This window comes from Erwinia sp. PPS120 (assembly GCF_047918655.1).
Taxonomy (GTDB): domain Bacteria; phylum Pseudomonadota; class Gammaproteobacteria; order Enterobacterales; family Enterobacteriaceae; genus Erwinia; species Erwinia tasmaniensis_A.
Map to the genome: position 1 here is coordinate 252,919 of NZ_JBLREF010000014.1, position 20,412 is coordinate 273,330.

The 20,412-nt window shown below is 54.5% G+C and carries 21 protein-coding genes and 1 other RNA gene; 14 read left to right on the top strand and 8 right to left on the bottom strand.

Translation table 11 applies throughout. The annotated features are described in order from the left end of the window. Positions 1–511 precede the first annotated feature (511 nt). The 10 genes from ACLRGG_RS09485 (at position 512) to ACLRGG_RS09530 (ending at position 9,354) form a co-directional block, all read left to right on the top strand. Complete coding sequence (locus ACLRGG_RS09485; protein WP_416249494.1) at positions 512–859, top strand: glycine dehydrogenase; 348 nt, start codon at positions 512–514, stop codon at positions 857–859. A 111-nt stretch (positions 860–970) separates the two neighbouring features. Then, positions 971–1,333, top strand: a complete 363-nt coding sequence (locus ACLRGG_RS09490; protein WP_416249495.1) for an SFCGS family glycine-rich protein — start codon at positions 971–973, stop codon at positions 1,331–1,333. A 3-nt stretch (positions 1,334–1,336) separates the two neighbouring features. Then, positions 1,337–1,633, top strand: coding sequence for a DUF4312 family protein (locus ACLRGG_RS09495; protein WP_416249497.1), 297 nt, complete (start codon positions 1,337–1,339; stop codon positions 1,631–1,633). 68 nt (positions 1,634–1,701) lie between these two features. After that, positions 1,702–2,478 (top strand): DUF4311 domain-containing protein, encoded by a 777-nt coding sequence (locus ACLRGG_RS09500; RefSeq protein WP_416249499.1) that lies wholly within the window; start codon positions 1,702–1,704, stop codon positions 2,476–2,478. A gap of 13 nt (positions 2,479–2,491) precedes the next feature. Next, positions 2,492–3,136: a DUF4310 family protein gene (locus ACLRGG_RS09505; RefSeq protein WP_416249501.1), complete on the top strand. Its 645-nt coding sequence runs from the start codon at positions 2,492–2,494 to the stop codon at positions 3,134–3,136. 74 nt (positions 3,137–3,210) lie between these two features. Next, positions 3,211–4,344, top strand: a complete 1,134-nt coding sequence (locus ACLRGG_RS09510) for an amidohydrolase/deacetylase family metallohydrolase (RefSeq protein WP_416249502.1) — start codon at positions 3,211–3,213, stop codon at positions 4,342–4,344. Then, positions 4,328–5,449, top strand: a complete 1,122-nt coding sequence (locus ACLRGG_RS09515) for a DgaE family pyridoxal phosphate-dependent ammonia lyase (protein ID WP_416249504.1) — start codon at positions 4,328–4,330, stop codon at positions 5,447–5,449. The genes ACLRGG_RS09510 and ACLRGG_RS09515 overlap by 17 nt, the downstream gene beginning before the upstream one ends. Continuing rightward, positions 5,446–6,186, top strand: coding sequence for a 2-dehydro-3-deoxy-phosphogluconate aldolase (dagF, locus tag ACLRGG_RS09520; protein WP_416249506.1), 741 nt, complete (start codon positions 5,446–5,448; stop codon positions 6,184–6,186). The genes ACLRGG_RS09515 and dagF overlap by 4 nt, the downstream gene beginning before the upstream one ends. Before the next feature lie 59 nt (positions 6,187–6,245). Next, a complete protein-coding gene (locus ACLRGG_RS09525) occupies positions 6,246–7,388 on the top strand; it encodes a lactonase family protein (RefSeq protein WP_416249508.1) in 1,143 nt (380 codons plus the stop codon). A 55-nt stretch (positions 7,389–7,443) separates the two neighbouring features. Continuing rightward, positions 7,444–9,354: a BglG family transcription antiterminator gene (locus ACLRGG_RS09530; RefSeq protein ID WP_416249510.1), complete on the top strand. Its 1,911-nt coding sequence runs from the start codon at positions 7,444–7,446 to the stop codon at positions 9,352–9,354. Positions 9,355–9,409: 55 nt separating this feature from the next. Here ACLRGG_RS09530 and dolP read toward each other — a convergent pair whose 3' ends face one another. The 4 genes from dolP to ACLRGG_RS09550 are packed head-to-tail and all read right to left on the bottom strand — an operon-like array spanning position 9,410 to position 13,081. Further along, positions 9,410–9,982, bottom strand: coding sequence for a division/outer membrane stress-associated lipid-binding lipoprotein (dolP, locus tag ACLRGG_RS09535; RefSeq protein WP_345830193.1), 573 nt, complete (start codon positions 9,980–9,982; stop codon positions 9,410–9,412). Between the two features lie 10 nt (positions 9,983–9,992). Beyond that, positions 9,993–10,583 carry a DnaA initiator-associating protein DiaA gene (gene diaA / locus ACLRGG_RS09540; RefSeq protein ID WP_416249512.1) on the bottom strand — a complete coding sequence of 197 codons (591 nt, stop codon included), beginning with the start codon at positions 10,581–10,583 and terminating at the stop codon, positions 9,993–9,995. 30 nt (positions 10,584–10,613) lie between these two features. Then, positions 10,614–11,006, bottom strand: coding sequence for a YraN family protein (locus ACLRGG_RS09545; protein WP_416249514.1), 393 nt, complete (start codon positions 11,004–11,006; stop codon positions 10,614–10,616). Beyond that, on the bottom strand, positions 10,964–13,081 hold the full coding sequence (locus ACLRGG_RS09550; RefSeq protein ID WP_416249516.1) for a penicillin-binding protein activator: 2,118 nt from the start codon (positions 13,079–13,081) through the stop codon (positions 10,964–10,966). The genes ACLRGG_RS09545 and ACLRGG_RS09550 overlap by 43 nt, the downstream gene beginning before the upstream one ends. A gap of 62 nt (positions 13,082–13,143) precedes the next feature. Here ACLRGG_RS09550 and rsmI point away from each other — a divergent pair, with 62 nt between their 5' ends. Both rsmI and rnpB read left to right on the top strand, forming a co-directional pair. Beyond that, positions 13,144–14,007 (top strand): 16S rRNA (cytidine(1402)-2'-O)-methyltransferase, encoded by an 864-nt coding sequence (gene rsmI / locus ACLRGG_RS09555; RefSeq protein WP_416249518.1) that lies wholly within the window; start codon positions 13,144–13,146, stop codon positions 14,005–14,007. Positions 14,008–14,039: 32 nt separating this feature from the next. Then, positions 14,040–14,467: RNase P RNA component class A (gene rnpB, locus ACLRGG_RS09560), an RNA gene on the top strand. Between the two features lie 459 nt (positions 14,468–14,926). Here the strand turns inward: rnpB and cspG are convergent. Further along, a complete protein-coding gene (gene cspG, locus ACLRGG_RS09565) occupies positions 14,927–15,139 on the bottom strand; it encodes a cold shock protein CspG (protein ID WP_416249520.1) in 213 nt (70 codons plus the stop codon). A 1,210-nt stretch (positions 15,140–16,349) separates the two neighbouring features. Between cspG and ACLRGG_RS09570 the strand changes: the two genes are divergently transcribed. Further along, positions 16,350–16,925 (top strand): YecA/YgfB family protein, encoded by a 576-nt coding sequence (locus tag ACLRGG_RS09570; protein ID WP_416249521.1) that lies wholly within the window; start codon positions 16,350–16,352, stop codon positions 16,923–16,925. Between the two features lie 28 nt (positions 16,926–16,953). On the opposite strand, the gene ACLRGG_RS09575 is transcribed toward ACLRGG_RS09570, so the two are convergent. Then, on the bottom strand, positions 16,954–17,658 hold the full coding sequence (locus ACLRGG_RS09575; protein ID WP_416249523.1) for a pirin family protein: 705 nt from the start codon (positions 17,656–17,658) through the stop codon (positions 16,954–16,956). A gap of 121 nt (positions 17,659–17,779) precedes the next feature. Here ACLRGG_RS09575 and ACLRGG_RS09580 point away from each other — a divergent pair, with 121 nt between their 5' ends. After that, on the top strand, positions 17,780–18,682 hold the full coding sequence (locus tag ACLRGG_RS09580) for a LysR family transcriptional regulator (RefSeq protein WP_416249524.1): 903 nt from the start codon (positions 17,780–17,782) through the stop codon (positions 18,680–18,682). Between the two features lie 29 nt (positions 18,683–18,711). Here the strand turns inward: ACLRGG_RS09580 and ACLRGG_RS09585 are convergent, their stop codons facing one another. Both ACLRGG_RS09585 and ACLRGG_RS09590 read right to left on the bottom strand, forming a co-directional pair. Then, complete coding sequence (locus ACLRGG_RS09585; protein WP_416249526.1) at positions 18,712–19,698, bottom strand: glutathione S-transferase family protein; 987 nt, start codon at positions 19,696–19,698, stop codon at positions 18,712–18,714. Between the two features lie 103 nt (positions 19,699–19,801). After that, complete coding sequence (locus ACLRGG_RS09590; RefSeq protein WP_416249528.1) at positions 19,802–20,194, bottom strand: DoxX family protein; 393 nt, start codon at positions 20,192–20,194, stop codon at positions 19,802–19,804. Between the last annotated feature and the right edge of the window lie 218 nt (positions 20,195–20,412).

A 20,412-nucleotide genomic window follows, 5' to 3' on the forward strand; every position in this document is an offset into this window, starting at 1 on the left:
GCCTTTTTCAGTGACTGTTAACAGGGAAGAGTTTTTTCGGGCCATTAATATTAATTAAGTAACGCTTCATTTTTTTATTTAACCTGGAACTAAAAATAAAACCCTAAAAAATAACATTAACTCAATAGCGAAAAGTGTTTTATATTTTATATTATGGTGATTACTCATTACCATCGTTAGCGCTTATTATTTCCATAAAATCATCTATAACTCGGCAGTGATAAGTTTTTCCTCTGGATACATGCGTGCGCGAAGCGCTTAACATCTTGTTTTGAATAATAATGAACGATGTTAGCAAAATTTAGTGCAGATTGTGATATTCCTCCGGCTGTTTTCACCGATTGTGCATGAATTAGCGCTTTTGCGTACTCGATCGTATTTCGGCAGCCTGTTTCCACTTCGAAACGGAAAAAGTCGTTCTACACACCAGCAGGCGGGGACGCTATTTTACGGACATCACAAATTAACCAAATTTCCTGGCCGGGAAGAAACGGTAAAAGAGGGACGTAAATTGGATAATGCAGCGGTATCGATTAATACGGCTAATGAAGAACGGGCTATTCAGGCGCTGGCAGATAAGGTCATGGCGCAGATAGCAGATATTTTTGCCGCCCAAAAAATATATCCCAACCCGGTTCAGCAGCAAATGTTGACCTCACACGTGCGGGCAATGGCGCTGCGTTCGATAACCGGTGAGCCGCTACCTGAAGTAGAAGCCGATCTGTTTGAAGATATCTCCGCTGCATCCATGGCGCTCGCGCAGCAGGTAGTGGATCTGTTCGGTAATTTGCCGGTGGAGGAAGCCTGGATGCTCTCCGTCCATTTTGAAGTGGCGAAAGAGAATACGGGTCCGGCGTGAACGGAGAAGGATGATGGCGTCTTCACGAATGCGCAAACTGCTGCATGGTCGCCGTCCCGTCACGCATTTTGTAATTGATAACGACATCATTCATTGAATCAAGGAGCAGACATGACTCAGGTAATCGTGGTCATTGGTGACCGTTTAGGTAAAGGCCAGAAAGTCGCGGCAGGCGTTGAGAAAGCCGGAGGGAAAGCCATCGTCATCCCCGGCGTGGCGGCTGATATGAAGCTGGGCGACGTGATGAAGGCGGAAGGGGCGTCGTTTGGCATCTCGTTCTGCGGCAGCGGCGGCGCAGGGTCGATCACCGCACAGAACAAACACGGCTACAAGGCAAAGTACGGGATGCGTTCCGTCGATGAAGGTGTTACCGCCATCAACGAAGGAGCCGTCGCGCTGGGTTTTGGCTTTATGGATAAAGAAGAGTTGGGCGAACGTCTGGTTCAGGCATGGACAAAAAAACACGGTGGCTGATCGATGAAGGAGCAATTCACCACAACGGTAAACGTAAGCGGCAAAGGGGACAGTAAGTCCCGCGCCTTTGCTGACGCGCTAAGCCGGGTACAGAACACGCTACTTAAATCGACAAGCAAGGTACTGCTGCGTATTGAACCTCAGGATGTCAGGGTGGTCCGGGCACAGCAGAGCGTCAGGAAGGAGAAATTTTTGTTTTTCTTTCTGGCGAGAGAACGACGGAGTTACAGCGTTGAGCTGGATATTACCGTCAGCGTGACCGTTATCGACGCCGATAAGGTCGTTTTCGCCACGAAATAAAGCACTGCCCCCGAGGCAGCAATAATCATGATTTAAAAACGTTGGCGCAAGCCTGAAAGGAAAGACTGATGTTTTTAATAATCTTACTTAAGTCACTCATCATCGGCGGTCTGGTTGGTGTGGGCGTAGGCGCTGGTGCAGCGCGTATGTTCCACGCCCCCACCACGCAGGGAATGGGTGCATTTCGTACACTGGGTGAACTTAACTCCTGTGAAGGCGATCCGGCCTCTCACTTCTCTTTTGGTCTGGGTTTTTTCTTTAATGCCTGGGCCTCTTCCGTGGCCGCGGGTTCCTTCACCCAGGATGTCGATCACCGCATTATCCCCCACTGGGGTGCCGCTGCGCTGATGGTGAAAAACCGTAACGTCGCTGAAACCCTTCACGATCCGAAAAAAATGGCGATTGCCTGCGGCATCATCGGCATGATCGTGGTCGCCTTCCTTAATTCAACCGCCTCCGCCGTCCCGGCAGCGCTGCAGGTCACCGCCGTTAAGGTACTGGTGCCCGCTGCGAATCTGCTGGTGAATACCGTGATGCCGGTGATCTTCTGGCTGGCTGCGATTGATGCCGGCAAGAAGTCGGGATTCTGGGCCACGATTTTCGGCGGCCTTGCCCAGCTGATGATGGGGAATGCCGTACCGGGTCTGGTGCTGGGCATCCTGATTGGCAAAGGCGTTGAAGAGAGCGGCTGGAATAAAGTCACTAAGGTGATGATGGCGGCCATCGTTCTGCTTTTCGTACTCAGCGGCTTCTTCCGCGGCTTTGACATGAAAATGCTGCAATCCTTCCAGCTGGGCGTACCGGACTGGCTGGAAATGATCCACAACGCCATGAGCGGTAAATAAGAGGACGATGACGATGGAAGAGTCAAAAAACGGTTTCTGGTATGCAGACTGGTCCTTTCCGATTTTTGTCGGCCTGCTATCTGCTGGGGTATTTGCCGGGACGCACATGTATTACGTCTATGGGCTGGGCGCATTCAATGAAGTCGCCTTTGTTTCCATGCTGCGGTCGGGCATGGAAACGGGAGTCTACGGCGCGGTTGCAGCGTTCGGCGCCAGCTTTTTGTTTGCCCGCATCATTGAAGGATCGCTGGTCGGTATTCTGGATATCGGCGGCGCGATTCAGACCGGCATCGGTCTGGGTGTACCGGCCCTGCTGCTGGGGGCCGGAATTATTTACCCGGTGGCGAACTTTGCGGCCTCGCTGGTTACCGGGCTGGCCCTTGGGGTTGCGGTTGGCTACGTCATTATTCTGGCGCGCAGGTTCACCATCAATAACAGCGACTCCACCTATGGTGCAGACGTGATGATGGGGGCTGGGAACACCTCCGGGCGCTTCCTGGGGCCGTTGATTATTCTCTCTGCGATGACGGCTTCAATACCGATTGGCTTAGGCTCGCTGCTGGGGGCGCTGCTGTTCTACATGTGGAATAAGCCCATTACCGGCGGAGCCATTTTGGGGGCGATGTTACTGGGGGCGATTTTCCCGGTAGCCCTCTGATGTCACGGCGGTTTACCTGGAATGGGTAAACCGCGCTGTGGATGCTGCGGCATCCGGTATTAAAGGAGTCAGTCATGTTTGATCTTGTTATCCGCCGTGCGCGTCTGCCTGATGGCAGCCTGACCGACATCGCCATAAGCGACGGTAAAATTGCTGCGCTTGGCGAGGTGCGCGGTGAAGCGGCCACTGAAAAGGATCTTGCCGGGCAGTACTGGCTTAGCGCTGGCTGGATCGATTCCCACGTTCATTGCTACCCCAAATCGCCCATCTATCATGATGAAGCCGACCGCATCGGCGTGGCAACGGGCGTCACCACCGTTGTGGATGCAGGCAGCACCGGCGCGGACGATATCGACGCGTTTTATCAGATCACCCGCGAGGCAGATACGCGGGTTCATGCGCTGCTCAATATCGCCCGTACCGGCATCGTGACGCAAAACGAGCTGGCGGATATGAGTCAGATCGACAAGGTGGGCATTCGCGATGCCATTAAGCGGCTACCGGGTTTTATTCTCGGCATTAAGGCGCGAATGAGCAGCAGCGTGGTGGGCGCAAACGGCATTCACCCGCTGGTGCGAGCTAAAGAGATCCAGCAGGAAAATGGTGATTTGCCGCTGATGGTGCATATCGGCAATAACCCGCCGGATCTGGATGAAATCGCCAACCTGCTTGGCAGCGGCGATATCATTACTCACTGCTATAACGGTAAGCCTAACCGTATTCTGACGCCCGCCGGAGAGCTTCGCGCCTCGGTTAAACGTGCCCTGGATCGTGGAGTACGCCTGGACGTGGGGCACGGCAGCGCCAGCTTTAGCTTTGAGGTCGCCCGCGTGGCCATCGCACAGGGGATTCTGCCGTACACCATCAGTTCAGATATCTACTGCCGCAACCGCATTAACGGCCCGGTCCATTCGCTGGCTCACGTAATGTCGAAATTCTTCAGTGTGGGTATGACGCTGCCGCAAATTATTGACTGTGTGACGCTTCACGCTGCTCAGAGCCTGCGTTTGCGCGACAGAGGGCGGCTTGAAGTGGGACTTGACGCCGACCTGACCCTTTTTGATCTCAAAGAAGAACCCTGCCTGTTTATCGACTCCGAAGGGCAGTCGGTTGCCGGTGAGAAACAGCTGATACCTCTGGCCGCCGTTGTGGGTGGCGAGTGGTTTATTACCGATGAAGGGAAAAAGCATCATGTCGTCAATTTATGAAAAATATGGCCTGAAGCAGGTCATTAACGCCTCCGGCCGCATGACTATTCTGGGCGTATCGACGCCGGGTGAAGAGGTGGTTGATACGGTCAAATATGGGCTGAATCATTACTTTGAAATGAAAGACCTGGTCAACAAGACCGGCGCGTATATCGCCGGGCTGCTTGGCTCGGAAGATGCGGTAGTGGTTTCCTGCGCCTCTGCGGGTATCGCTCAGGCCGTAGCCGGAGTGATTGTAAAGGATAACGACTGGCTGCTGGAGAACCTCCACGCCGCGCCGTTAACCGTGCCGCACGATATTGTGGTACCTAAAGGCCATAATGTGAACTACGGCGCGCCGGTTGGAACGATGGTCACCCTGGGCGGGGGACGTCTGGTAGAAGCAGGCTACGCTAACGAGTGTTCAGCCGAGCAGCTCTCCGCGGCTATCACGCCGCAGACGGCGGCCATTCTCTATATCAAATCGCACCACTGCGTGCAGAAAAGCCATCTCAACGTTGAGCAGGCGGTCAGTGTCGCCCGCAAACACGGTGTGCCGCTGATCGTTGATGCCGCCGCAGAAGAAGATCTCAGGCGCTACTACCAGTACGGTGCGGACCTGGTGATTTACAGCGGTGCCAAGGCCATTGAGGGCCCCACCAGTGGCCTGGTCATGGGGCGCAGGCAGCCTGTTGAATGGGTAAAACGGCAGTCAATGGGTATTGGTCGCGCGATGAAAGTGGGCAAAGAGGGCATCCTCGGGCTGACCCAGGCGATTGAAAGCTATCTGACCCAGGAGAAGGTCACCGGCGTGCAGATGGTCGAGAAAATGACGCCGTTTATCAGCAATCTGAATGGCCTTAATGGCATTACCGCCCGCGTGGTATGGGACCCGGCGGGACGCGACATTGCGCGAGCCGAGATTAAGCTGGATGAAGCGGTAATAGGTTATACCACCGGCGACGTGGTACAGGCGCTAAAAACCGGTGAAATCGCCATCTATTTCCGCGGCTATAAAGCTAACGAAAGTATTATTGAGGTCGATGTGCGCAGCGTGTCGGTCGGGCAGTTGGATACCATCTATGCATGTATTAACGCGTTGTTAGCAGGAGAGAAAAAAGCATGACGCTGAACCCTAAATTTTATCAAGACCGCGTGTGTCTGAACGTGCTGGCTGGTTCAAAAGAGAATGCCCGTGAGATCTGGCAGGCCGCTGAAGGCCATGTGCTGGTGGGCGTGCTGTCGAAAAACTATGCCAGCGTAGCAAGCGCCGTTGCTGATATGCGTGAATATGCTGCGCTTATCGACAATGCGCTCTCCGTTGGCCTTGGCGCAGGCGACCCTAACCAGTCGGCGATGGTGAGCGCCATCTCCGCTGAAATTCAGCCGCAGCACGTTAATCAGGTTTTTACCGGCGTGGCAACCAGCCGTGCGCTGCTGGGGCAGAACCAGACCGTCGTCAACGGCCTGATTTCACCTACCGGCACGCCCGGTCTGGTAAAAATATCCACCGGTCCGCTGAGCTCAGGGGCAGCTGATGGCATTGTGCCGGTGGCAACCGCGATTGCTATGCTGAAAGATATGGGTGGCAGCTCGGTGAAGTACTTCCCAATGGGGGGGCTGAAAGCCATCGATGAGTTCACTGCCGTGGCGAAGGCCTGCGCGGAGCAGGACTTCTGGCTTGAGCCAACCGGCGGAATCGATCTGGAAAATTATGAGGCGATTCTCAGAATTGCGCTGGATGCGGGCGTAAGCAAAATCATCCCGCATATCTACAGCTCTATCATTGATAAAGCTTCGGGCAATACGCGCCCTGCCGATGTCAGTGCGCTGCTGGCAATGACAAAAAAATGGGTTAAATAAGCCCGCCCGACCCGCCTCAGCCTGAGGCGGGTCGGCCTCTCTTCTGAATGAGGATCACCATGCGTAACGGCCCGCTAATTACCGCCCTTTCGTTATCTCTGATGGCCGCCACTTCGCTGGCAGCCCATGCACAGTATGCTTATGTCGGTACTTATCATCCCAACGGTGAGGGCGTCTATCGCTTCCAGGTTAGTCCACACGATGGCGCACTGAGCGATAAAACCCTGGTAAGCCATCAGGTCAATGCGGCGCAGCTTACCCTTGATGCCAAAGGGAAAACGCTCTACGTTGCCAGTGAGAGCGAGAAAGGGACGGTGGCCGCTTATACCATCAATGGGGATGGCAGCCTGACAAAGCTGAATGAGGTCAGTTCACAGGGGGCCGGACCGGTATACCTTTCTCTGACCCCGGATGGCAGATATTTGCTGGTGGCTAACTACATTAGCGGGAGTAAAGCCGTTCTGCCAGTGCAGGCCGATGGCCGTCTGGGAGAAGCCAGCGATACGCAGCAGGACAGTGGGCCAGCCGGAGCCAGTCACCCGGCGGCGGCGGTCGAAGGGAGTTTTGCCGTGAGCGATCACAACGGTCCGCATGCGCATATGATCGCCAGCGATCCCAGCGGCAAATTTGTCTTCTCGACCGATCTGGGGCTGGATCGTATCTATCAGTATCGCCTGAGCAATGCAGGCCAGCTACAGCCGAATACGCCCCCATGGATCCCCGCATCTTCTGCGGGCGCAGGCCCACGGCATTTCGTTTTTCAACCGGACGGCAGCGCGCTGTATCTGATCAATGAAGAGTCCTCAACGCTAACCCGCTACCGGCTTAACCCGAAAACCGGCGTTCTTACTGAGGGGGCTACGGTTTCTGCATTGCCCGATGGCTACAAAGGCACCAGTTTTGCCGCCGGGCTGGTCATTGATAAAGCGGGTAAGAATCTTTATGTGGCGAACCGGCTGCACAATAGCATTGCGCATTTTGCGATTAAACCCAGCGGAACGTTGAGCCATAAAGATGACGTCTGGACGCGAGGTGACTACACGCGCACTCTCACGCTCTCTCACGATGGTAAGACGCTTTACGCTATCAATCAGCGTAGCGATAACATCACGCGCTTCCGGGTAGATAGCAGCGGCGCGCTCTCTTTTACCCAGGACTATACGGCCGTTGGCGCACCCTCACAGCTGGTGCTTACGCCTTAGCATTTTGTAACCCGAGTCGGACGCGCTGACCGGCTCCATTAAGATGGGAGAAATCGTGAGATTTCCTAACCAACGCCTTGCTCAGCTGTATGACCTGCTTCAAAACGAGACGTTGCCTCAGGATGAACTGGCGCGCCGCTTCAACGTGTCGACGCGCACCGTGCGCACTGATGTGACAGCCCTCAACGGAATGTTGGTGGATCACGGCGCGCGCTTTGTACTGAATCGCAAAGAGGGCTATCAGCTCAAGATCGATGATGCCGTCCGCTATAGCCTGCTACAGCAACAGTCTCCTTCCCATCTGCGGGTTCCGCGTACCTCTGCCGCACGGGTACACTACCTGCTGACCCGTTTTCTCACCTCTGCTTTTTCCCTGAAGCTGGAGGACCTGGCGGACGAATGGTTTGTCAGCCGCGCCACGCTACAGAGCGATATGGCTGAGGTAAGAGAGTGGCTGGGACGCTACAGACTGTCGGTTGAAACCAAGCCGCGCTATGGAATGAAGCTGTTCGGCAGTGAAGTGGCGATCCGCACCTGTCTGACCGACTTGCTCTACCAGATTGCGCTGGAAGACAGCGATAACCCGCTGCTCAATATCGAAGCGCTAAACAGCGGTATTCTCGACCAGCTACAGCCTCTGTTACAGGAGTGCTTCAGCCGCTTCCATATTCGTATGACTGACGACAGCGAGTTTTATCTGCGCCTCTACTGTGCGGTAGCGGTAAGGCGCATCAGCGAAGGTCATCCGCTCTCTGACTTTAGCGCGGAAGATGTGGATGAAGACGTACGGGATGCGGCCCGCCACATCGTCAACCTGCTACGGCCTGTTACCGGCAAGGATATCTCGCCCTCCGAGGAGGCTTATCTGCGGGTGAACATTGCCGCAAGGCGAATTGAGGAGATTGCTCCCAGCGCCATCAGCCCGGACGATGGCGAATCGCTGGTTAACTATATTCTTAGCTATATCAATACCCAGTACAATTTCAATCTGCAAAACGATCCACAGCTTCGTGCGGACCTGCTGACGCATATCAAAACAATGATTACGCGGATGCGCTACCAGATTAATATTCCCAATCCGCTGCTGGCCAATATCAAGCAGCACTACCCGCTGGCATATGACGTGACGCTGGCGGCGGTATCAAGCTGGGGGAAATACACCCCCTATGTGATTAGCGAAAACGAAATTGGCTTTCTGGTTTTGCATATCGGCGTGGGGCTGGAACGGCATTACAACGTAGGCTATCAGCGGCATCCGCAGGTTTTACTGGTGTGCGACACGGGTAACTCCACCGTGCGGATGATCCAGGCCATGCTGATGCGGAAATATCCGCAGATTGTCGTCAGTAATATTGTTTCACTTCGACAGTATGAGCAGCAGGGTAGCGTTGAGGAGGATTTTGTTATCTCAACCGCCCGCCTGAGCGAAAAGGACAAGCCCGTTGTGGTGATGTCGCCTTTTCCCACCGACTATCAGCTGGAGCAGATTGGCAAGCTGGTGCTGGTCGATCGCACCCGGCCTTATATGCTGGAGAAGTTTTTTGATGCCAGCCACTTCCGCATTATCGACAGGCCCATGACCCAGTCCGAACTGTTCCGATCGCTATGCGATCAGCTGGAACAGGAAGGCGTGGTGGATGCAGCGTTTTTCCCCTCGGTGGAGGAGCGTGAGGCCATTGTCAGCACCATGCTGGGCGAGGGGATCGCCCTGCCGCACGCATTAGGGTTGTTAGCAAAGAAAACGGTGGTTTACACCGTGCTGGCTCCGCAGGGAATTAGCTGGGGGGATGAAACGGCCTGCGTGATTTTCCTGCTGGCGATCAGCAAAACGGAATATGAAGAGGCGATGGCCATTTACGATCTGTTTGTGACGTTTATGCGCGAAAGGGCGATGGCACGGCTACGGGATAGCAAGGATTTCGACAGTTTCAAGGCGGTGGCCATGGACTGTTTAAGTCGGTTATAAAGCGCAGCGGTAGCATGACCGCCCGTGTGATAACGCTACACGGGCGGCTGTCAGGCTATTTAAGGATTGTAAAAGCCGTCGTGACGTGTTTCACGCCGCCAACGCGGCTGGCAATATCTGCTGCCGCTTTGGCTTCACTCTCGGTTACCAGACCCAGCAGGAAGACTTCGCCATTTTCGGTCGTCACCTTAACGTTAGAAGATTTCACCTGATCGCTCGACAACAGCTGAGAACGTACTTTGGTGGTTATCCACGTATCCGAAGAGGCGGTGCCAAAGGTGGCTTTATCGCCGGTGCGGATCTCGTTATAGACCTCCGTGGCTCCGTCCACGCCCATGGCGATCTGTTTGGCGCGGCTGGCAACGTCAGCAGTGGGTGCCTGCCCGCTGAGGAGAACCTTGCCCTGATAAGCGGTAGCAGAAATATGCGCATCGTTTTTGATCTGCTGATCTTTGGACAGCGCATTGCTTACGCGCAATTCCAGGGTGCCATCATCCACCTGGGTGCCAACGGTGCGGGGGTCGGTCGCGGTTTTAGTTGCTACCGCTGCGCTGCCTACTACGGCGGCCACGCAGCCCTGAAGCATCAGCGCGGTAAGAATAACGGCAAGTGCAGAGAATGCCTTCATTTAAGCTCCTTTAAACGTCCTGCTGGGGAAAAAGCGTGTTATCGATTAAATCACACAGGCAATTTACGGTTAACATATGCATTTCCTGGATCCTCGCGCTTCTGTGCGAAGGAATACGAATTTCTACATCCTGTGGCCCCAGTAATCCGGCCAGCTCGCCGCCGTCATAGCCGGTAAGCGCCACTATTGTCATATCCCGCGTGACCGCGGCCTCCACGGCTTTCACAATATCGCGGCCGTTGCCGCGTGTTGAAATAGCCAGCAGGATATCGCCAGTGTGGCCTAACGCCCGAACCTGCTTGGCGTAAACTTCATCGTGCAGACGATCGTTACCGATAGCCGTCAGCAGTACATTATCAGCACTGAGCGCAATCGCGGGCAGGCTTGGACGTTCGGTTTCGAAACGGTTAATCATGCTGGCGGCAAAGTGCTGGGCGTTTGCGCTTGAGGTGCCGTTGCCGCAGCTCAAAATTTTGTTGCCATTTAACAGCGACTGAACGATAGCCATAGCAGCGTGGGAGATCGCATCCGGCAGCGCTTCTGCCGCCGCAATCTGTGTTTGAATACTCTCGGTAAAACAGACTTTTATTCTTTCCAGCACTTCTTTCACCTGGCTCGTGTTGGCGGACAGCTACACCGCCGTAAATGCATTGGGCAACCACTCGACCTGTGTCCCGGTCATCGCCACCACGTCAAAGCGGCAGTCAGTGGTATCGAGGCTGGCTCCTTGCCCGCGTAGCCACAGCGCGGCAGTGCGCAGCAGCTTTTGCTGTTTGCTTCGCGTCACGCTTGCCGCTGCGCCGCCATACAGCGCGTTGCGACGGTAGCGTACTTCCACAAAAACCCACGTATGCGCATCCCGCATGATCAGGTCAATTTCCCCGCAGCGAAAGCGAACGTTGGCTGAAACAAACGTTAATCCTGCATTCTCCAGCAGGCGGCGGGCCTGTTGTTCAACGCCCGCCCCTGTCTGCTGTCGACTCAGGATGCCGGAACGATTTGCCCCTGGCGATACTGGTTCCATATCAACTTCCTGTTGATTACGCAGTCCTGTGAAGCGTTCAGGCTACCGGTTTCTCCCTTGATCTGAAAGCCGGGCAGCTGTCGCATCTCATTAAAATGGTTAGCCAGCGTCCAGGCATCAACGCCCATGGCATACAGGCGAACCAGCGAGTAGTCATTGTTAAAGGTTTTAGCTGCCTGCTGCATCAGCCCCGGATTGCTGCCTGAAAGCAGCGGCGCGTCGCTAAACTGTACGCCTTCCATTTCAAGACGGTAGTCCGGGCCGGCACCGGCCTGATTGCTGCGTGAGCTGGCATAGAGCTGTACCATGCTGCGGCTGCTGGTGCGCATCGATATCATCGGCTTGATCAGCGCCATCTCACCCTGCGTCGCGACGATATATACCGAGTCCACGCTGCCGCCATCAGCAGAAGAGGACGGGGTATCCTGCACCGGGGCAGGGATGGTCAGACCGGCGATGGTCACGCCCTGCGGCTGCTGCGGCTGAGTCGTAATCGGCGTACCGCTCAGGCGCAGGCCTGCTCCGCTGTTAATACCCTGCTTCAGTTCTCCCGTCGAACCAAACTGCTGTTGCAGAACGGTGTTGCCGCCCAGCTTCTGCCATTCAGTTGCGAACGCTTTGCTTACCCGATCACCCAGCGAGCTTCGTGGCACCATCAATAATGGTGCACGTTTGCCCTGGTCCCACATATGATGGGCCGCATCGCGGGCTTCGTCTTCAGGAGAAAGCGCAAAATAACAGAGATTCGGATGGTTCTGGACAGACTCAGGTTCGTTCAGGGCGAGAATATTCAGTGGGGTCTGCACATTCGCCAACTGCTCTACGTTGCTTTTCAGCAGCGGACCAACCACCAGGGTTGCGCCATCCTGCCGGGCTTTTGCCAGCACCTGGTCAATGGGCTGAGAACTGGTGTCGTAAACCTGAACCTGCGTCGCGCTGGAAGGCGGAGCGGTCTGCGCGGCAAGGCTGCTCTGCTGAGCAGGCTGGCCCTGAGCGGCTGCATTGTCTGTATTTTCAGTTGGCGTCTGAGCCGGAGCACCCGACGGGCTGGCGGCTGGCTGATTGGCCTGAGCGGCAGAAGTACTGACCGCAGCCTGACTGGCCGGCGCTGATGTACCTGGGGTCTGTATGGCAGGGGGGGTGGCTGGCGCGGAGGAGTCTGACGGAGTCGCTGGCTGCGCTGAGGATTGGGCAGGCGCCTGCGACTGAGCCAGTACGCCATTTTTGGCGTCGTTAAAGCCGCGCTGAATGGCATTAGCGAACACCTGTGCCTGTCCGCTTAGCGGCAGGAGCAGGGCGATTTTACCGGTCGACGACTGCTGGAAATTCTGTACCTGGCCCAGAGGGGTTGGCAGCATTTTAGCTGCCGGATTATAAGGGTAGCGCTTCTGCCAGTCGCTGATGCCCGCTTTGAGCATATCCGGGTTGCTGCCGTTAGTCCGGTAAACGCTCAGCAGATCCAACCACCCCTGAAGGATATTCTCGTTAGCATTGATCACCATGTTGCTGAGCTGTTCTGGCGTGAGCTGTACCAGCGCCTGCCAGGTTGCATCAATATTTTTTTGCCTGTCGGCAGGCGTCAGCAGCGGCTCCTGCGCGATTAAGGCACGCAGCAGATCCAGCGATGGATGCCCCTGGGCGGCGGCAATTTGCAGTTGGTAGTAACGGGCCAGCTGGTCTTTGGACAATGAACCCGCATCAATCTGCTTCAGCAGCGCGCTGGCGCCGTTGGCGTCCTGCTGGGTTAATTGCAGCTCTGCCTGTAGCAGCAGGCTCTCCTGACGCTGCTTATCGCTGAGCTTTTGCGGCAGCTGGCCAATCTGGTCCTTAGCCTGGGGCAGCTTCCCTTCTTTCAACAACGCCCTGATTGCGAGTAATTGCCAGTCAACCTTGTTATCATCTGAGCTTTGCTGCATCTGCTGAAGGTAGTAGTCGGACGTACCCTGGGCGCTGCCCTGCACGTTTGCCGTCGGTGATTGCGGCGCCTGACCGGTACATCCGGCAAAAATCAGGGCGGCCAGCAGAACAGGCATGCAGCGTCCTGCTTTGTTATGAATGACTTTCGAAGGAAGCATACTGTATCCAGTGATGTTTTTTTCAAGATGCTCAATATTAAATCGGCAATTCGGATCTCACAATGAAACAACACGATCGGGCAGATATTTCTGCCAGCACGCTCTATATTGTTCCCACACCGATCGGCAACCTGGGTGACATTACCCAGCGTGCCCTGATGGTACTCGCGGGCGTCGATCTGATCGCAGCGGAAGATACACGTCATACCGGGCTGTTGCTACAACATTTCGCCATCAATGCGCGCCTGTTCGCATTGCACGATCATAATGAACAGCAAAAAGCAGAATCCCTGCTGGCTAAGCTGCGGGAAGGGCAGAGCATTGCGCTGGTTTCCGATGCGGGTACGCCACTCATCAACGATCCGGGCTATCACCTGGTGCGCCTGTGCCGTGAAGCAGGCATTCGCGTTGTACCCCTGCCCGGTGCCTGCGCAGCCATTACAGCATTATGTGCAGCCGGACTTCCGTCCGATCGATTCTGTTACGAAGGGTTTCTGCCCGCCAAAAGCAAAGGGCGCTGCGATACGCTTCGTGCTCTTGAGCAGGAGCCACGCACGTTGATTTTTTACGAATCCACCCACCGCCTGCTGGAGAGTCTACAGGATATGGTGACGGTATGGGGAATGGATCGCTATGTGGTACTGGCCCGTGAAATCACTAAAACGTGGGAAACCATTTATGGCGCGCCGGTGGGAGAACTGCTGGCATGGGTGCGCGAGGATGAGAACCGGCGTAAAGGCGAGATGGTGCTTGTCGTGGAAGGTTTTCACGCCGAAGAGGATGCGCTGCCGCCTGAAGCGCTACGCACGCTGGGCCTGCTGCAAAAAGAGCTGCCGCTGAAAAAAGCCGCGCAGCTGACCGCCGAAATTCACGGTGTAAAAAAGAATGCGCTCTATAAGTACGCACTGGATCAGCAAGAGGGGTGACAAACCGCGCCGAATGCCCTATTATCCGCGCCGAAGCTGACCAGACAGTCGCCGCTTTGTTGCCGTCCTCCTTCGGGGGAGACAAACAGAGGGGAGGAAAGTCCGGGCTCCATAGGGCAGGGTGCCAGGTAACGCCTGGGGGGCGCAAGCCCACGACCAGTGCAACAGAGAGCAAACCGCCGATGGCCCCCCCGGCAGATTTCAGGATGCAGCAATAGCCGCAGCTTGAAAGACAAAGGGGATATGGGATCAGGTAAGGGTGAAAGGGTGCGGTAAGAGCGCACCGCGCGGCTGGCAACAGTTCGCGGCACGGTAAACTCCACCCGGAGCAAGGCCAAATAGGGGTTCACCAGGTACGGCCCGTACTGAACCCGGGTAGGCTGCTTGAGCCAGTGAGCGATTGCTGGCCTAGATGAATGACTGTCCACGACAGAACCCGGCTTACCGGTCAGCTTCAACTCATTCAGAAACAAGCCGTTGGTGTATCCCCGTTACTCACAGGCCACTATGAGTCCGACGAGGGAATGCATCAGCGGTCGTTCTTTTACTTCCGCCCATCAATATCCCCACATCGCCTTACGTGAGCCCTGTCGGCTTACACTCTGTGCACTACGCGTTAACCTTCATCTCTGGCCCCGTCAATTCGTTTTATGACTCCGGTTTTACTGCCCATGCACAGGCACAGCCATTGAGGAAAGTAAGCGATGTGGTGGCGGGCAGAAAACCGGAGATTGTTCCGGGCCAATGCCGGCTGGCGCGGGTGCGAGTCTGGCATCAGTCATGACAAACGTGTGGCAGACCGTTTTTTACTCGAATTACAGGCAAAAAAAAACCGCCCAGGGCGGTTTTTTATCACTAAATTTCAACTGCTCAGGCAGATGCCGTCATCGCTATCGTAATTTTTAGTGTGTTTCGCGAATTATAACGCGACAACGTTTACAGCTGATGGACCTTTAGCGCCGTTCTCGATAGAGAACTCAACTTTCTGGCCTTCATCTAAGGTTTTGAAATCGTTGCTCTGGATTGCAGAGAAATGTACGAATACATCTTTGCTGCCATCTTCAGGGGAGATGAAGCCGAAACCTTTATCAGCGTTAAACCATTTTACTAAACCAGTCATTTTGTTAGACATAGATATTTCCTGTCATTTTTTTGAGCCACTTACTGTGGCGAAGATGGTCTGCTTAGCAGAATTAAACTTATTGGGCACTTAGGAGGAGGCTCACGATGAAGGGTATCTAAGATAACACTTGAACTGAGGACTGCTTTACTAAAACTGCTTTCATAAGGTCTGTGTACCAAACCGATGGCCAGATACTAGCCCCAATCGGGTTGATTTAGCAAGTGTTAATTTTTTTTATTTTGCGAGCGGGAAAGCACGTAACGGAAGGTGGCTATACAGGAAGGAAAACAACCAGGTCGCGCAACCGCCGGGTCAGGTACGCCACAATGATAAAAGCCCTGACAGAAACGGTCAGGGCTTTTAAGGTACTACAGAATCAAACTTTAACATTAATGGGCTTAATTACGTTTTTACTGCTATCGGTACTACTCTAAATGCACATGTTTATTAAAGATAATATTAGGGATTAAGAAATCCAGTGGAACCTCCCATATATTTATCGGTTAATAATAGCCTGCTAACCTTTTGAACCATGAGTCACGGCAGGTTAAACAAGTACACTCCCCTCGCGATACAGACTCTTTGATGCGTGGCTGTACATTCATTGCGAAACACATAATCATAAAACAGTATTCGCAAAGATATTTACTCGTTGAATCATAGCCTTACATCATCGCGCTTATTTACACCCGTTGCGATTGGTGATGCTCACTGCATGGCCTGAAAGCATTATCCTGTGAATGAAAAACAAATGTCCACAGCGACTTACCCATACAACAAACTTCGTGGCCTTTATCGCAATATATTCAAAAATCCAACTTATTAACTCTTTCAACTTAACGGGCGAGAACTTCTCTCGTGCCGTTGAAATCCACTTTACGCATTAAAAAATAAGAGTCAATACTGTTTTTAATGCCATGTAAATATTATCAGTATCGCGGTAATGACGATATGCCACAATATAAGGTACGTGATTATTCACAATTGAATTTTGCAAGCGGATGACGAAGATGCGCCCGCCAGAAGCCAGAAGCCAGAAGCCAGAAGCCAGAAGCCAGTGGGCTAACCAGTTGGCATGGCACAGTCAGTCGTCGGCACGACATCCCGCCAGCCAGCGGGCATTGTCGCCAGCATCTGTGCTCAACCCCTGGGTTTTTCATTTTTAAACGCGATAAGATAGAGCTTAATGAATTTGCAACATGCCACAGGAGACCGCAGCATGGAAAACGGACCGCTCTCAGAAGACGATCTGGAATGGCTGGATGATATCCTGCTTAAGTATGGCAATGACGCCTCTGTATTGGACGTCTCTGAACTGGACGGCATGACGACGGCCCTTCTTTCCGGCCCTGATGTCATCATGCCTTCCCAATGGCTGCCAGGAATATGGGGCGGCGAGGAACACCTTCCCGCGTGGGCGTCGGAACAGGAGTTCACGCGCTTTACCTCGCTGATTTTCCAGCATATGAACGACATTGGAGAGCGGCTGCGCCATGCGCCCGATCAGTTCGAGCCCCTGTTTGGTTTCAATGAAATTGACGGGAAGGAGTACCTGGTTGTGGAGGAGTGGTGTATTGGCTATTTGCGCGGCGTCGCGCTGGATGACTGGTCCGCGCTACCTGAAAGCCTGCAACCTGCGCTGGAGGCCATCGCCCTGCACGGTGAGGACGATAATCTTTCGGCACTGGAGCAGATGACGCAGGAGGCGTATGACCATAGTCAGGCTGCCATCGGTCCTGCTGCGCTTCGTCTTTTTCAATACTGGTTTGCACAGCGAACGGACACATTACATTAATCTGTTCCGTTCCGGGCCTGTGCCCGGTTCAGACCGGCAGATCAATGACCAGCGCCCGCAGCGGCGTGGCGGCGGTAAGCGTCACGCTCTCTTCCTGATGTATAAAGGCCCCATCGCCACAAACGAGGTCTTCTCTGGCCCGCGAGCCCGTATCGGCATGCAGCGCGCCATGGATGGACTGCAAATAGGCGCGGGGGCCATTAAGCCGGACGGTATAGGTTTCACCCGGTACCAGATCCAGATGATGTATCCAGACCTGCTGGCGAAGCTGAAGACTGCCCTCTGCGCCGTCCGGTGATGCAAGCAGCTGCGCACAGTCACCGTCGGAGAGGTTTACGCGCTGAAGCGGCGGGATCTCCCGGGACGGGCAGGCATCCAGCCAGAGTTGCATGCGCGTCAGAGCCGTTTCTTTGCTGACGTTATGTTCGCTGTAGCTGATATGAGGCTGGGTTGCGAGCAGCAGGGCTTCTCCCGCACGCGCGCGATAATGATTTCCCTCGCTATCACGATATTCCGCTTCACCCTGAAGGATCAGGTTTAACACATCGACTTTCGGATAGGTTCTGGGCTGAAAAGCGGCCCCCGACGTCAGCACTTCCTGATTAAGCACGCGTAGCGATGCATATCCCAGCAGGTCTGGATCGAAGTAGTGGCCAAAAGAAAAGCTGTAGCGCGCCTGTAACCAACCGTAATCTGCTTTGCCACAGGCTTTCGCTATGCGACGGGTAATCATGTGACTCTCCTCAACAGTCGGTCTGCTGCCCCGACAATACTGCTATGGTAAGTTTCTGGACGCCGGATTGTTAGCCAGTTAATCTGCTTACTACATTCAAAATTCCTGACAGAGAATTGAGATGGCTAAAGATCGCGCTCTGACGCTGGAAGCGTTACGAGTCATGGATGCTATCGATCGCCGGGGTAGTTTTGCGGCGGCGGCGGACGAGCTGGGCCGGGTGCCTTCTGCGCTCAGCTATACCATGCAAAAGCTGGAAGAGGAGCTGGATGTGGTGCTGTTTGACCGCTCCGGCCATCGCACAAAATTTACTAACGTTGGCCGCATGCTGCTGGAGCGAGGGCGGGTCCTGCTGGAGGCAGCCGATAAGCTGACTACCGATGCAGAAGCGCTGGCGCGGGGTTGGGAAACCCATCTGACAATCGTGAACGAGGCGCTGGTTCCCTGTGAGTCGCTCTTTCCTCTGATTGAAAAGCTGGCGGTGAAAGCAAACACCCAAATATCACTGATAACAGAGGTGCTGGCGGGAGCCTGGGAGCGGCTGGAACAGGGCAGAGCGGATATTGTTATCGCCCCGGATATGCACTTTCGTGCCTCATCGGAAATTAATACCCGTAAGCTGTACAGCATGATTAGCGTGATTGTCGCCAGTCCCGACCACCCTATTCATGACGAGCCTGAACCGCTCTCTGAGGTGACGCGGGTGAAATATCGCGGTATCGCCGTGGCGGATACCGCCCGCGAACGTCCGGTGCTCACCGTCCAGCTGCTGGACAAGCAGCAGCGGCTGACCGTCAGCTCGATTGCGGATAAACACCGGGCGCTGCTGGCCGGGCTGGGCGTGGCTTCGATGCCTTATCCGCTGGTGGAAAAAGATATTGCCGAAGGTCGCCTGAGGGTGGTCAGCCCGGAATATACCCGCGAGGTGGATATTATAATGGCGTGGCGTCGTGACAGCATGGGCGAAGCGAAAGCCTGGTGCCTGCGGGAAATTCCTAAACTGCTGGGGAAGCGGCAGGGATGATCGGGCAGGCAGGCCGAGGCTGCGGGCGTTTAACGGAAGCGCTCATCACGTCCGTGCGGCTCATCCCAGTCAAAGGCTGGCCCCAGTGAAATGATCCCGCTGGGGTTGATAGTCTTATGGCTGCAATAGTAGTGATGGCGAATATGCGCCAGGTTTACCGTCTCTTCCAGGCCAGGTAGCTGATAGATCTCACGCAGAAACCCATTCAGATTGAGATAGTCGCTAATGCGATACTTATCGCATTTGAAGTGGGTGACGTAAACGGGATCGAAGCGTACCAGGGTGGTCCACAGACGCAGATCGGCTTCGGTCAGACGCTCACCCGTCAGATAACGGTGCTGTCCCAGCATCTGCTCAAGCCGGTCGAGTGAATTGAACAGGGCCGTTACGGCTTCGTCATAGGCCTCCTGCGTGGTCGCAAAGCCAGATTTATAAACGCCATTATTGACCGTGTCGTAAATCCAGCCGTTAACCCGATCAATTTTATCCCGCAGGTCCACAGGATAATAGTCTCCCGCCCGTGCGCCAGCGGCGTCAAAAGCGCTGTTTAACATCCGCAGAATATCGGCTGACTCATTGCTGACCAGGGTGTTTTGCTGCTTATCCCACAGGACCGGAACGGTGACTCGTCCTGTATAGGATTTATCGGCCTGAAGGTAAAGCTGGTAGAGATATTGGTGCTGGTAAAGATCATCGCCCGTGGCGCCCGGGAAGGTCTGATCAAAGGTCCAGCCGTTTTCCAGCATCAGAGGATGGACAACCGATACTGAAATCAGCGACTCCAGGCCTTTCAGCTTGCGCATAATCAGGGCGCGATGCGCCCAGGGGCAGGCGAGGGAGACGTAGAGGTGATAGCGGCCCGCTTCGGCGCGAAACCCTCCCTTACCGGTTGGCCCGGCATCACCGCTGGCGGTCACCCAGTTGCGAAAGGCAGACTCAGAGCGGTGAAAACGGCCGCCCGTGGATGCCGTGTCATACCAGTTATCGTGCCAGACGCCATCAATTAGTTGGCCCATCGTGTCATCCCCCTTGCTGTAAGTGCCTAAGAGTATAGCGCCTTACTGCGTGTCGGATCGTTATCTGCCCCTTGCACTCGGGCACCAGGGGCTGACACCGTTTTTACCACTTTTTGTTTAGCAGACGATCGATGCTGTACGCGCCCGGACCGGTAATAAACAGCAGCAGATAGCCGCCGGATATAGACAGGTTTTTCATAAAGTTGACAGAACTGCCCGCCACTGACGCATCGCTATGGAAAATCAGCGCGGTAATAACCGCAAAGACGGCGGTGACGATAGCGGTAAAGCGGGTCAGGAAACCAAGCAGAATGGCCAGGCCACCCCCGAACTCCAGAAGGATAGTAAGCGGCAGCAGAAAGCCCGGCACGTGCATATGTTCCATATATTGCTGCGTGGCGGAATAGCCGTGAATTTTGCCCCAGCCCGCCACAATAAACAGCACTGGCATCAGGATCCGGGCAAGCAGAAAGCCAAAGTCTTCTAATTTTTTCATCAATCACCCCAGGAGGAATTATCTCAACGAACACCGGTTCGTCGCATTAAGTTCAGGCCTGTCAGGAGATTAGTCCTGACTCACCTTTGTCACTCAGGATAATATTCGCAAGGTGAAACTATTGTAAGCGAGATAAATTGTCGGAGTTTATCAGTAAAATTGAATGTGACGCAGGCCCAGTCAAAACTGAGCCACAGACGTTAAAACGGCAGGATAAA

Coding starts and splice junctions, on each gene's coding strand:
- ACLRGG_RS09575 (WP_416249523.1), bottom strand. CDS start 17,658: ATGATTACCCGTCGCATAGCGAAAGCCTGTGGCAAAGCAGATTACGGT.
- ACLRGG_RS09570 (WP_416249521.1), top strand. CDS start 16,350: ATGGAAAACGGACCGCTCTCAGAAGACGATCTGGAATGGCTGGATGAT.
- dagF (WP_416249506.1), top strand. CDS start 5,446: ATGACGCTGAACCCTAAATTTTATCAAGACCGCGTGTGTCTGAACGTG.
- ACLRGG_RS09490 (WP_416249495.1), top strand. CDS start 971: ATGACTCAGGTAATCGTGGTCATTGGTGACCGTTTAGGTAAAGGCCAG.
- ACLRGG_RS09525 (WP_416249508.1), top strand. CDS start 6,246: ATGCGTAACGGCCCGCTAATTACCGCCCTTTCGTTATCTCTGATGGCC.
- rsmI (WP_416249518.1), top strand. CDS start 13,144: ATGAAACAACACGATCGGGCAGATATTTCTGCCAGCACGCTCTATATT.
- ACLRGG_RS09495 (WP_416249497.1), top strand. CDS start 1,337: ATGAAGGAGCAATTCACCACAACGGTAAACGTAAGCGGCAAAGGGGAC.
- ACLRGG_RS09505 (WP_416249501.1), top strand. CDS start 2,492: ATGGAAGAGTCAAAAAACGGTTTCTGGTATGCAGACTGGTCCTTTCCG.
- ACLRGG_RS09545 (WP_416249514.1), bottom strand. CDS start 11,006: ATGGAACCAGTATCGCCAGGGGCAAATCGTTCCGGCATCCTGAGTCGA.
- dolP (WP_345830193.1), bottom strand. CDS start 9,982: ATGAAGGCATTCTCTGCACTTGCCGTTATTCTTACCGCGCTGATGCTT.
- ACLRGG_RS09585 (WP_416249526.1), bottom strand. CDS start 19,698: ATGGGCCAACTAATTGATGGCGTCTGGCACGATAACTGGTATGACACG.
- ACLRGG_RS09500 (WP_416249499.1), top strand. CDS start 1,702: ATGTTTTTAATAATCTTACTTAAGTCACTCATCATCGGCGGTCTGGTT.
- ACLRGG_RS09580 (WP_416249524.1), top strand. CDS start 17,780: ATGGCTAAAGATCGCGCTCTGACGCTGGAAGCGTTACGAGTCATGGAT.
- cspG (WP_416249520.1), bottom strand. CDS start 15,139: ATGTCTAACAAAATGACTGGTTTAGTAAAATGGTTTAACGCTGATAAA.
- ACLRGG_RS09550 (WP_416249516.1), bottom strand. CDS start 13,081: ATGCTTCCTTCGAAAGTCATTCATAACAAAGCAGGACGCTGCATGCCT.
- ACLRGG_RS09510 (WP_416249502.1), top strand. CDS start 3,211: ATGTTTGATCTTGTTATCCGCCGTGCGCGTCTGCCTGATGGCAGCCTG.
- ACLRGG_RS09590 (WP_416249528.1), bottom strand. CDS start 20,194: ATGAAAAAATTAGAAGACTTTGGCTTTCTGCTTGCCCGGATCCTGATG.
- ACLRGG_RS09515 (WP_416249504.1), top strand. CDS start 4,328: ATGTCGTCAATTTATGAAAAATATGGCCTGAAGCAGGTCATTAACGCC.